Source organism: Streptomyces sp. HSW2009, assembly GCF_040240285.1.
GTDB lineage: Bacteria > Actinomycetota > Actinomycetes > Streptomycetales > Streptomycetaceae > Streptomyces.
The window spans coordinates 17,293-29,824 of sequence record NZ_JBEHZD010000031.1; the positions used below are offsets into that span (position 1 = coordinate 17,293).

The window sequence follows — 12,532 nt, forward strand, 5'->3', positions numbered from 1 at the left end:
CGTCCGGCGACGTCGCTCCGGTCGCGGTGCGGTGGTGAGTCGGCGCGGCGCGGGTGACCTGTTACGACGTGGACCGCCTGGTGGCTCGGCGGCCACCGTCCGACACGGGGCGGATGGTGGGAGCGCGGCCACACGGGGGTGGGGTGCGTGCCCGCGCGGGGACGGACGCGCACCCGCGCCCGCCCAGTCCATCCGCACATCTGCGCCCACCCGCGCCCGTCCGCGTACCCGGTGTCCGCCCGTTGTCCCGTGGCGCTCGCGGGCCACATCGCCGTGTGAACCGACCGCGGCGGCCCGCCGGACTCTGCGGCGTGGGGGTGGCGCGCGGCGCGGCGAGCGTCCGTCGCGGCCCACGCCGTCGGCGTGTACGCCGGCCCGCCCGCGGGGCACTACCCGCCCGCGACGCGCCGCCTGACGCGATGCGTCAGCCCGTACGCACCCTTGGACTCGTCCGTTCACCCGCCCGGCTGACCTGGCGGGTATCGACTTCCGGAACGGCGCGCGGAAGCGGGGGAACGGCGCGAGGGCGGGGCCGTACATCCGTTGCGCCCGGCGCGCGGAACGGGCCGGGCGGGGGCGCGGGGTGGTTTCGGGTGGCACATTCGGACTACGGCGGCCGGCGACCGCGCCATGCTTACCCCATAGGTCCCTCCTGTGGGTGATCAACTGTTCGGCGTGTCGGTCAACTTGACGATGTGATCCGGCCAAGGGGGTGCGCCGGACCGTGCCTCCATGTGACCGTTCGAGGACGTTGAGTGATCGCCCTGGGGAGTGGGGTGGTCCACGGAGAGCTGATAGTCGACCACTGAGCAGTCGTACGACCTACCACGGCGCATGGCCCCGGCGGCTCGGCCCATCGGCCTCCATCCACAGCACGACGGGGGAGGAGCCTGAGGTGACGGGCGAAACAGGAGAAGAACCGGTCGCGGTGGTCGGATTGGCGTGTCGGCTGCCCGGGGCGAGCGGACCCGACGCCTTCTGGCGACTCCTCGCCGACGGCCGCCACGCCATCGGCGCCGCCCCGCCGGACCGTCGACCCCACCTGCCCGCCACACCTGACGGGACCGGGCCGCTCGGCGGCTACCTGGGCCAGGTCGACGGCTTCGACCCGGCCTTCTTCGGCATCTCGCCGCGCGAGGCCATCGCCATGGACCCCCAGCAACGGCTCGTACTCGAACTGGCCTGGGAGGCCCTGGAGGACGCGGGCATCGCCGCCGACACCCTCCGGGAGAGCCAGACCGGGGTGTACGTGGGCGCCATGTGGAGCGACTACGCCACGGTGCTGCACCACGACGCTCCGGCGGAGGTCTCACGGCACTCCATGACCGGCACCCACCGCAGCCTCCTCGCCAACCGCGTCTCGTACCACCTCGGCCTGCGCGGCCCCAGCCTCACCCTCGACGCCGGTCAGTCCTCCGCCCTGGTCGCCGTGCACTTGGCCGGCACCAGCCTGCGCACCGGCGAATCCGACCTCGCCCTGGTCGGCGGGGTCAACCTCATCCTGTCCGGCGCGAGCACCACCGTCTCCGAGCAACTCGGCGCGCTCTCGCCGGACGGCCGCTGCTACGTCTTCGACGCCCGCGCCAACGGCTACGTGCGCGGCGAGGGCGGCTGCGTGGCCGTGCTCAAACCGCTGCGCCGCGCGCTGGCCGACGGCGACCGGGTCTACGGCGTGGTCCACGGCAGCGCCGTCAACAACGACGGCGCGTCCGACGGCCTGACCGTGCCCAGCCGAGCCGCCCAGGAACAGGTCCTACGCCTGGCCTACGCCCGCGCGGGGCTGCCCGCGAGCGCCGCCCAGTACGTCGAACTGCACGGCACGGGCACGCCCGTCGGCGACCCGGTCGAAGCAGCCGCGCTCGGCGCCGTACTGGGCCGCGGGCGCTCCCCGCACGCCGCGCTGCGGGTGGGTTCGGCCAAGACCAACGTGGGCCATCTGGAGGGTTCGGCGGGCCTGGTCGGCCTGGTCAAGACGGTGCTCAGCCTGCACCACCGAATGCTGCCGCCCAGCCTCAACTTCCACACGGCCCACCCCGACATCCCCCTCGCCTCCCTCGGCCTCGCCGTGCAGCGCGAGTTGACGGCCTGGCCCGACCCTGACCGTCCGCTGGTCGCCGGCGTGAGCGCGTTCGGCATGGGCGGCACCAACTGTCACCTGGTGCTGGGCGAGCCACCGCGCACCACACCCGCCCCCCGGCAGGCCGGCGCCGCCCACCTCGACGGAACCGCCGCGACCCCACCGGCGGGCCGGGCCACCGAGCCACCAGCCGACGCCGAAGCGAGCCCCACCACGGAGGAGACCTGGCTTCCCTGGGTCGTCTCCGCGCGCAGCCCGCGGGCGCTGCGCGTGCAGGCACGCTCGTTGGCGGCCTGGGTGGCGCGCGAACCCGCACCCCACCCGCGCGATGTCGGCCACTCGCTCGCCACCGGGCGGACCACCTTCGAACACCGGGCGGTCGTCGTCGCCGCCGACCGGGCCGCCTTCAGCACGGCGCTGACCGCCCTCGGCCGCGGCGAGCCCGCCCCCGGCCTGTGCGAGCCACCCAGCCACGGAGCCGGGGGACCGGCGCGCCGCGTCGTCTTCGTCTTCCCTGGCCAAGGCTCACAGTGGACCGGCATGGCCACCGAACTGTGGGACCAGGCACCGCCGTTCGCCGACAGCATGAAGGCGTGCGCGCAGGCGCTCGCCGAGTTCGTCGACTGGGACCTGGAAGCGGTGCTCCGCCAGGAGCCGGGCGCGCCCTCGCTGGCGCGGGTGGACGTCGTCCAGCCCGCACTGTTCGCCGTGATGGTCTCGCTGGCCGCACTCTGGCTGGCGCACGGCGTCGGGCCGGCGGCGGTCAGCGGCGCCGCGCTGGGCGAGACGGCCGCTGCCTGCGTGGCCGGCGCGCTCTCGCTGCGCGACGCGGCCCGGGTGGTGGCGCTGCGCTCCCAGGTCATCGGCGCCCTCGCCGGGCGCGGCGCCATGGCTTCCCTCGCGCTCGGGCCCGACGAGGCCACCGAACGGATCGCCGCCTGGCCCGGCCGGCTCTCGCTGGCCACCGTCAACGGACCGGCGTCCGTGGTCGTCTCCGGCGAGGCCGAGGCCGTCACCGAACTACTGGCCCACTGCGCGGCCCAGGGCGTACGCGCCCGACGCATCCCCGTCGACTACGCCTCGCACTCCGCCCAGGTCGAAGCGGTCCGCGACCGGCTGCTACAGGCCCTCGCCGACATCAGGCCCCGCCCGGCACGCCTTCCGCTCTACTCCACCGTCACCGCACGGCCGGTGGTGGGCACCGAACTCGACCCCGCGTACTGGTACCGGAACCTCCGTGAGACCGTCAGGTTCGCGCAGACCGTCGACACGGTGCTCGACGACGGCGACGCCCTGTTCGTCGAACTGTCCCCGCACCCCGTGCTCGTGCACGGCATCGAGCAGAGCATCGAGGCCCACGGCGCCGAGCGCTCCACCGCCATCGGCACCCTGCGCCGCGCCGAGAGCGGCCCGTACCGCTTCCTGACCTCGCTCGCCGAGGCGTACGTGCACGGCACCGAGGTGGACTGGAGCGTGCCCTTCCAGGGCACCGGCGCCACCCGCGTCGACCTGCCCACCTACCCCTTCCAGCGGCAGCGCTACTGGCTCGGTCGACCGCTGCCGCACACCGAGCCCCCGGCACCGGACGGGGCGGGAGCGGCGCGCGCGGGGCTCACCGCGGCCGACGCTGACGAGCGCCACCGGGCCGTGCGCGACCTCATCCTGGCCCAGGTCTCCCAGGTCCTCGCGTACGCGCCCGACGACGTCGACGCCCGGCGGACCTTCAAGGACCTCGGTTTCGACTCGCTGGGCGCCGTCGACCTGCGCAACCGGCTCGGCCGGGCGACCGGGCTGCGGCTGCCCTCCTCGCTGCTCTTCGACCACCCCACCATCGAAGCCCTGGAACGGCACCTCAGCACCGCACTGGCCCGTGACGCCACCACCGGGCAGCGCCCCGCCGCCCCGGCGCGGCCGGCGAGCCCACCGGCGGCAGCGGGCGACGACGACGCCATCGCCATCGTCGGCATGGCCTGCCGCTATCCGGGCGACGTCAGCTCGCCCGACGACCTCTGGCGCCTGGTTGCCGACGGCCGCGACGCCATCACCGGCTTCCCCACCGGGCGCGGTTGGGACGAGGGCCTGTACGACCCGGACCCGGAGCGGCCGGGCAAGAGCTACGCCAGACAAGGCGGGTTCCTGCACGACGCGGGCCGGTTCGACGCGGCGTTCTTCGGCATCTCGCCGCGCGAAGCGCGCAGCATGGACCCGCAGCAGCGGCTGCTGCTCGAAGTGGCCTGGGAGGCCACGGAGCGGGCCGGACTCGACCCCACCACCCTGCGCGACGGTGCCACCGGCGTCTTCGTCGGCGGCCCCGGGCTCGCCTACGGCCCGCGCCTGCCCGACGCGCCCGAAGGCGTGGAAGGGCACGTACTGACCGGCGGACACACCAGCGTCCTCTCCGGCCGCATCGCCTACCACCTCGGACTGACCGGGCCGGCCGTCACCGTGGACACCGCCTGTTCGTCCTCGCTGGTCGCCCTGCACCTGGCGGTCCGCTCGCTGCGGCAGGGCGAGACCGGGCGCGCGCGGGCCGGCGGCGCGACCGTGATGGCGACGCCCGGCATGTTCCTCGAATTCTCCCGGCAGCGCGGCCTGGCGCCCGACGGCCGCTGCAAGCCCTTCGACGCGGCGGCGGACGGCACCGGCTGGGCCGAGGGTGTCGGCCTGCTCGTACTCGAACGCGTACGGGACGCCCACCGCAACGGCCACCGGGTGCTCGCCGTGGTGCGCGGCACCGCGGTGAACCAGGACGGTGCCTCCAACGGCCTCACCGCACCCAACGGACCCGCGCAGCAGCGGGTGATCCGACAGGCCCTGGCCGACGCCCCGCTGGCGGCGGCCGACGTCGACGTGGTCGAGGCGCACGGCACCGGCACCGCACTCGGCGACCCCATCGAGGCCGAGGCGGTGCTCGCCACCTACGGCCGCAGCCGCCACCCGGCCGACCCGGTCTACCTGGGCTCGCTCAAGTCCAACCTGGGACACACCCAGTCCGCGGCCGGCGTCGGCGGCATCATCAAGATGGTGCAGGCCATCCGCCACGGCCTGCTGCCCAAAACCCTGCACCTGCGCGCGCCGTCCCCGCACGTCGACTGGGACACCGGGGCGGTGGCCCTGTTGACCGAGGCCCGTCCGTGGCCGCGCACCGCCCGCCCGCGCCGCGCGGCGATCTCCTCGTTCGGCATCAGCGGCACCAACGCCCATGTCGTCATCGAAGAACCATCCGCCACCGCGGTCCCGCCGCTCGTGGCGGAGGCCGTCCCCGCTGTGGAAGCCGCCCCTGCTGCGGAAGCCAACTCCGCACCCCCCAGCGCCGCCCCGCCCACGGACGTCCCCGCGCCCCCGCGCCCCCGCGCGTACGGCCCCGATCTGCCGCTGGCCTGGCCGGTATCGGCACGCAGCCAGGACGCACTGCGGGCCCAGGCCGCCCGGCTGCGGGACTTCCACCCCAGCAGCGGCACCGCCGACACCGCGCCCACCTCCGTACCCGCTGTCGATACCGCCGGTACTGCTGATTCCGTCGGTGCCGCCGCGGCTGCCGCCGGGAGCCCCGACGGGGGCGTTGCCGAGCGTCTGGCCGGTGGTGTGGGCGCCGGCCATGGCCGGCCAAGCGCAGCGGACATCGGGTTCTCGCTCGCCAGCACCCGAACCGCCTTCGACCAGCGGGCCGTCATCATCGGCACGTCCCCGACGGACTTCCACGCCGGGCTCGACGCACTGGCGCGCGGCGACAGCGCGCCGAACGTGATCCGCGGTGCGGCCACTCACGCCGGCAGCACCGCGTTCCTCTTCTCCGGTCAGGGCTCCCAACGTGCGGGAATGGGGAGCGAGTTGTATGCGACCCACCCCGTCTTCGCGTACGCCCTGGACGAGGCGTGCAGCGCTCTCGACCGGCATCTGGAAAGCCCGTTGCGGGCGGTGATGTTCGCAACCGAGCAGCCGGCCACCGGCGGCCAGGACACGGGCCCGACGCCTGACCAGGGCGCGGGCCCCGCACCCGACTGGGACGGCGCCACGCTGCATCAGACGGCCTACGCCCAACCGGCGCTCTTCGCCTATCAGGTGGCGCTCCACCGGCTCCTTGAGCATCACGGGCTGCGCCCCGATGCAGTCGCCGGGCACTCGGTCGGCGAGCTCGCCGCCGCCCATGTCGTCGGCGTGCTCTCGCTTACCGACGCCGCCGCGCTGGTCGCGGCCCGGGCCCGGCTGATGCAGCAGGCCCGCCCCGGGGGCGCGATGGTCGCCGTGCAGGCGACGGAGCAGGAAGTGCTGGACTCCCTGGTGGCGCACGCGGGCCGGTTGTCGGTGGCGGCGGTCAACGGGCCGAGCGCCGTCGTCGTCTCCGGCGACACGGAAGCCGCCGTCGCACTCGCCGCACACTGGCGCGCGCGCGGACGCAAGACCCGCCGCCTGCGGGTCAGCCACGCCTTCCACTCCGCGCACATGGATGCGGCCCTCGCCCCGTTCCGGGAAGTGGCCGCCGGGCTCGACCTCGGCGCGCCGAGCCGCCCGCTGATCTCCACCGTCACCGGCCGGCAGGCCACCGCCGCGGAACTGACCTCGCCGGAGTACTGGGTGCGCCAGATCCGGGAGCCCGTGCGGTTCGGCGACGCGGTCCGGGCGCTCGAAGTGCGGGGCACCACCACCTTCATCGAGGTCGGCCCGGACGCCGTGCTCACCGCCATGGCCGACGACGCGCTCACCGTCCGTACGACCGCCGCCCGTACGACCACCGCCATCCCGCTACAACGGGCCGGCCGGCCGGAGGCCGAGACGCTCGTCGCCGGCCTGGCCCGCGCGCACGTCGTCGGCGCCCCGGTGGACCTGTCGACCTTCTTCCCCGGTGGGCGCCGGGTGGAGCTCCCCACGTATGCGTTCCAGCGCGACCACTACTGGCTCGCCCCACCGCCCCGTACGGACGCGCGCGGACTCGGCCTGGACCGTACGGACCACCTGCTGCTCTCCGCCGCCCTCCCGCTCGCCGGCCGCGAGGAGGCCGTACTGACCGGACGCCTCTCGCTGGCCAGCCACCCCTGGTTGGCCGACCACGTCATCGCCGGCCGGGTGCTGGTGCCGGGCACCGCTTTCGTCGAGCTCGCGGACGCGGCTGCGCGCCACGTCGGGGTCGCACGGGTGGCTGACCTCACGCTGGAGGCGCCGCTGCCGCTGCCGGCCCGCGGCGCGGTCCAACTCCAGGTCACGGTGGGTGCCCCGGACGCCACGGGGCAGCGCACGCTCGCCGTCCACGCCCGCCAGGACCTGCCCGACACCGGGCCTGGGGAGTGGATCCGGCACGCCAGCGGCGCCCTGGGGACAGGGCGACCAGACCAGCCGCAGCCACTCCAACCGACCCCGGCACCCTGGCCGCCGGCAGGGGCCGAGCCGATGCCCGTAGCGGACCTTTACGCCCATCTGGCCGACCACGGTTACGGTTACGGCCCGGCCTTCCACAACCTCACGGCCTGGTGGCAGGACGGCCGGGACACCCTGGTCGAGGTGCGACTGGCCGCCGGGCAGGCCGACGACGCCGAACGGTGCACCCTGCACCCTGCCCTCCTGGACGCCGTTCTCCACCCGCTCGCCGCAGCCGCCGCACGGCAGGGTGACCCGGACACCCTTCGTCTCCCCTTCGCCTGGGCCGAAGTGACCCTCACCGCGCGGGGTGCGACCGAACTGCGGGCCCGGCTCCATCCCACCGGCCCGGACACCGTGTCCCTGACCGTCACCGACCAGACCGGCGCGCCGGTGGCCGCGGTCGGCGCGCTCACGCTGCGACCGGTGCGCAGGGCGCACCTGGAGTCCGCGGGGCCCAGCCACGCCGGCCCGTTGTACACCGTGACCTGGCAGCCGCTGCCGGCCGGTACGCCCGCGGTACGGACCCGGGTACGGGCCGATGTCACGGTGTCGACCGCGGCGGACGGCGACCCGGCACCGCGCGGCGGGTCGGCCTCGGCCACAGGGGGAGGGCGGGACAACCCCCCTGCGGAGAAGACCCACATGGGCGACGAGGCCGCTGCTTCCACACGGCCACGGGCAGACGCCGACCCGACGGCGGCCGGCACGCCAGGCGGACCCCGGCCGAAGGGCCGGCACGCCGGCGCCCCTCCGGGCCTCGACCTCCGCGCGGACACCCCACACCTCAACGGTGCGCCCACCACCGACTCTCCGTCCACCGACTCTCCGCCCGGTGACTCCCCTTCCACCGCCGATGTCGTACTGCTCCGGGTGCCGGTCGCGGGTTCGACGTCGGGCCCGGCAGCAGACCCCGTACCGGCCGCGCACCACACGGTCGGGCGCGTACTGGACCACGTACGAGAGTTCCTCAGCGATGGGCAACTGGCCGATGCCCGCATGGTGGTCGTCACCAGCGGGGCCGTGGCCGTCCTCCCCGGTGAGGACGTGGCCGTGCTCGATGCCGCCCCGGTCTGGGGCCTCATCCGTTCGGCCCAGAGCGAGCACCCGGGCCGGATCACCCTGGTCGACCTCGAACGAGCAGCCGGCGACGCTGCGCTGAGCGCCGCCATCGCCAGCGGTGAACCACAGGTCGCGGTGCGCGGGGGCGAGGTGTACGTGCCGCGGGTGGCCCCCGTGCCGCCGGCGCCGAAGCCGATCCCCGCCGCGCGGAACGGGGCCGGGCCGGTAGGGGGCAGCGAACCAGCCGCAGCGCCTGGCCCCGACACCGGTTCCAGGCCCACCCCCGAGACCGCTCCTGCCACCAGGACGGCGTTCGACCCGGCGGGCACCGTACTGCTCACCGGTGGCACCGGTGGGCTCGGTGCCCTGGTCGCCCGCCACCTGGTCGCCGTGCGGGGCGTGCGCCATCTGCTTCTGGTCAGCCGGCGCGGTGCCGCCACTCCCGGCGTGCGCGAGCTGACGGCCGAACTCGCCGCGCACGGGGCCCGGGTGGCCGTCGCGGCGGCGGATGTCGCGGACCAGGAGGCGCTGTCCAAGCTGCTCGACGCCCTACCGGCCGAGCACCCGCTGACCGCCGTGATCCATGCGGCCGGCACCGTGGACGACGGCACCGTGGACGGCCTCACCGCGCAGCGGATCGCTGCGGTGCTGCGGCCCAAGGTCGACGCCGCCTGGCACCTGCACCGGCTGACTGAGGGCCGGCCGCTCGGGGCGTTCATCCTCTTCTCCTCGCTGGCCGGCCTCACCGGAGCGCCCGGGCAGGCCAACTACGCCGCGGCCAACACCTTCCTCGATGCGCTGGCCGCGCACCGCACCGCGCGCGGTCTGCCCGCGACCTCACTCGCCTGGGGCCTGTGGGACGCACCGGAAGGCATGGGCGGAGCCCTGACCGCCCGGGACCGCACCCGCTGGGCCCGGGCCGGCGTCGTCCCCCTCACCGTCGAGCAGGGCCTCGCCCTCCTCGATGCCGCGCTCGACGCGCCCCAACCGCTGCTGGTCCCGGCGGCGTTCCAACTCGCCAGGTTCCGGGCCGACCACGACGAGGCGCCTTTCCTCCTACGCGAACTGGTCGGCACCCCCGTACGCCGCTCCAACTCCAACCCCCACCGACGCCAGGACGCCACCCCTGCTGCCCCCACCGAGTCCTGGAGTCACCAGTTCGCGAGACTGCCTGAGCAGCAACAGGCGGCATTGGTAGGGGAGTTGGTGCGGGAGACGGTTGCTGCCGTGCTCGGGCACACGGATTCCGGGGCCGTCGATCCGGACAGCAGCTTCACCGAAATCGGCTTCGACTCGCTGGCGGGCGTCGAACTGCGCAACCGGCTGCACATCGCCACCGATGTCCGACTGCCCTCCACGGCCACCTTCGAGCACCCCACCCCGGCGGCCCTCGCCAGCCATCTGCTGCGCGCCCTCGCCGGTACGGGGAACGGGTCGAGCGACCGGGTGACGGACCGGCTCGCCCAACTGCGCCCGGTCATCGAGTCGGCCGCCACCGACGTGGACGAGTGCGAGCGCATCACCGCCCAGCTCAGGGAGTTGCTTGCCGCGGCCCGTACGGCGGCGATGGAGGCGGCATTCGCGCAGGTGGGCAGCGAGTCGATCACGGACGATGAGCTGTTCGCGCTGTTTGAACAGCGGGATTGAGTGGCCGTCCCGCCCTGACTGCCCGGGAGTCCAGTCGAGGTGAGCCCAGAAAGGGGCAGTGGAATGATCTTGGAGGTGTGAGCCCACGCTCCGGGCAAGTCGGCGCGGTCCGAAAAGCCGTTCGTGGTCTCAGGGCATTGAGCCGAGACTGATGGGTCGATCACATCGGACAGGAAGAGTAGCCAGCCCTGACGTACAACCGTGACACCCTGCCCTTCCCCGAGGGCCGTGTGCTCCGCGTCACCTACGAGGGCATTCGGGACGGGGACGCGTGCGACCCCGCCCGCCACTCGTTCGCCTGGAACGAGGAGGGCGGCGCTGGAGGAGTTCCATGAGCGCTACTGACAGTCTTGGGGTTTGGCTGCGTGTGCGCCATCGAGGCGGCCACGGCATTCGAAGCCTCAGTTGCTGATCGCCGGAGCGCTACGCACGTAGGTGTCGTCGGAGGTCTGGGTCAGGAGGAAGGCCGCCAGGTCCGCGCGTGAGAGGGACAGGTCCACGGCCCCGTGGCCGTAGTGGCCGACCTTGACGTTTCCGCTGGCGGCCTCGTCGTTGAGCTTGGCCACCCGGACCAGCGTCCAGTCCAGGTCGCTTGCGCGTACGGCCTGGGCTGCGGCTCGTACTTCGGTGTAGGCGCGGGGCGCGGCGGTCTTCACGGAGTGGACCAGGGTCTTGAGCCTGGTGTCCGGCAGATCGTTCGGGTCCGGCACGCTGCATGTGGACACGGCCACGAACCGCTTCACGCCTGCGGTGTCCATGGCGGTGATGATCCGGCGGGTCGCCTCGCTCTCGGAGCCGACGCCCTCGATCACGGCGTCCGCCGTGCGCACCGCTTCGAGGATTGCCGCGTCGTTGTCGAGTTGTCCGGTGACGATCGACAGGTTCGGGTGGGTGATCCGGAGTTTGTCGGGCGTACGGGCGTAGGCGGTGACCTCGTGCCCGGTGTCCAGGGCCAGTTGCGTTAGCAGTCGCCCCGTCCGGCCTGTGGCGCCGAATAACGTGATCCTCATGGTGGCGGGCACCTTCCTCGCGAGACGAAACCACTAAAGAATATTTACCAGTAAAGCTAGTGTAGTGGTCTGGCGCGGAAGGCATCATGATGCGGATGAACGATCCTCAGACGGCACGGTGCATGGAGATCCTGTCGATCATCGGCGACCTGTGGACGCTGGCGATCGTGATGACGCTGCGTGACTCGGAGAGGCGTTTCAACGAACTGCAACGAGCGATCCCGAAGGTCAACGCGGTCACTCTCACCAACCGCCTGCGCCGGCTCGAAGAGGCAGGTGTCGTGAGCCGGGTCACCGAGTCGAAGAGCAAGCAGTCGACGGTCTACGGGCTCACCCCGTTCGGCCGCAAGTTGATGCCGATCGTCGACGCGGTCAGAACGGTTGCACTGGACCTGGAGCGCTCAGGCGAAGCCCCGTGATGGATCGGCCAACGTGTCGGTCCTTGGTGACGAAGTCACCGGGTTGAGCGGGGTGCCCCTGGCTGCCACGTCTCTGTCGGGCTGAATCATGACTGGCCACAGAGGTGCAATGACTCGGGTCCGTCGAGACGGGTCATCCTGGTCGCCGGCCCTGCCGGCCGAACCGCGAACGGCATCGGACGCGCGCGATAACTGGGCATGAGAAGCGTCCGCGCGTCGTTCACATGCAGCAGGTGATAGGGCTTCACCAACGCCTTTGCCCGCTACAGGGAGTCGCAGGGCGGCAGGCCAACGCTGGGCCATCAGTTGGGTCAAGTGCAGTCCGTGGACGCTGAGCCTGGCCGGTGACGTCACTGTGGTGGGTCTTCGTTGGGGGGCGGGGGTGAGGTGGGTGTCAGATAGCGGGTAAGGGTGTCGCCGATGTCGGGGGTGAGGGGACCGGTGGGGTCGAGCCCGAGGTGGCCGGCGAGATGGTGGGCGTGGACGCGCGTGGTGGCTTCCAGGAGTAGTGCATAGGTGTGAGTGGCGGCGCGAGTGCGAGCTTGGGCCGTGAGGGCGATGGCGGTGGCGACGAGGGCGGCGGGCCACCACCAAGCGGTGAGAAGGAGGTAGAGCACGGCCCAGGCGGCGAGGGTGGCGGCCCGGGTGAGGGCCTGGCGGGCGGCTGTGATTTCGGTGCGCGTCTCTTCGGGCAGGATGAGCCACAGGTGAGGCCACGTGGTGGCCAGGTCAAGGTGTTGATCGCGCTCCAGGCGTACGGCCACTGCGTTGAGGCGGTCTCCGCACCAGGTGGGGCGGTCGGGCTTCTCCATGGAGATGCGGGTCATGGCGCGTTCGGCGGCATGCCGGGCTGTAGGGTCGGGGGGGGGGGGGCGGGGGCGGGGCGGGGGGGTGAGCGGTGAGGTGTAGTTCTCGCCCTCGGCCAGGGGGGTTTCCAGGGTGAGTCCGGCCTTGGCCATGCGGTC

The 12,532-nt window shown here is 73.4% G+C and carries 3 protein-coding genes and 1 pseudogene; 2 read left to right on the forward strand and 2 right to left on the reverse strand.

Translation table 11 applies throughout. The features are described from left to right. Positions 1-895: 895 nt before the first annotated feature. Positions 896-10,138, forward strand: a complete 9,243-nt coding sequence (locus AAHZ94_RS04465; RefSeq protein WP_349990683.1) for a type I polyketide synthase — start codon at positions 896-898, stop codon at positions 10,136-10,138. A gap of 401 nt (positions 10,139-10,539) precedes the next feature. Here the strand turns inward: AAHZ94_RS04465 and AAHZ94_RS04470 are convergent, their stop codons facing one another. Beyond that, a complete protein-coding gene (locus tag AAHZ94_RS04470) occupies positions 10,540-11,148 on the reverse strand; it encodes an NAD(P)-dependent oxidoreductase (RefSeq protein ID WP_349990685.1) in 609 nt (202 codons plus the stop codon). Between the two features lie 95 nt (positions 11,149-11,243). On the opposite strand from AAHZ94_RS04470, the gene AAHZ94_RS04475 reads away from it, so the two are divergent. After that, the gene (locus tag AAHZ94_RS04475) at positions 11,244-11,567 is read left to right on the forward strand and encodes a winged helix-turn-helix transcriptional regulator (protein WP_349990686.1); all 324 of its coding nucleotides are present in this window, start codon (positions 11,244-11,246) and stop codon (positions 11,565-11,567) included. Between the two features lie 350 nt (positions 11,568-11,917). On the opposite strand, the pseudogene AAHZ94_RS04480 reads toward AAHZ94_RS04475, so the two are convergent. Further along, a pseudogene (locus AAHZ94_RS04480) lies at positions 11,918-12,532 on the reverse strand (hypothetical protein); the annotation flags it as partial.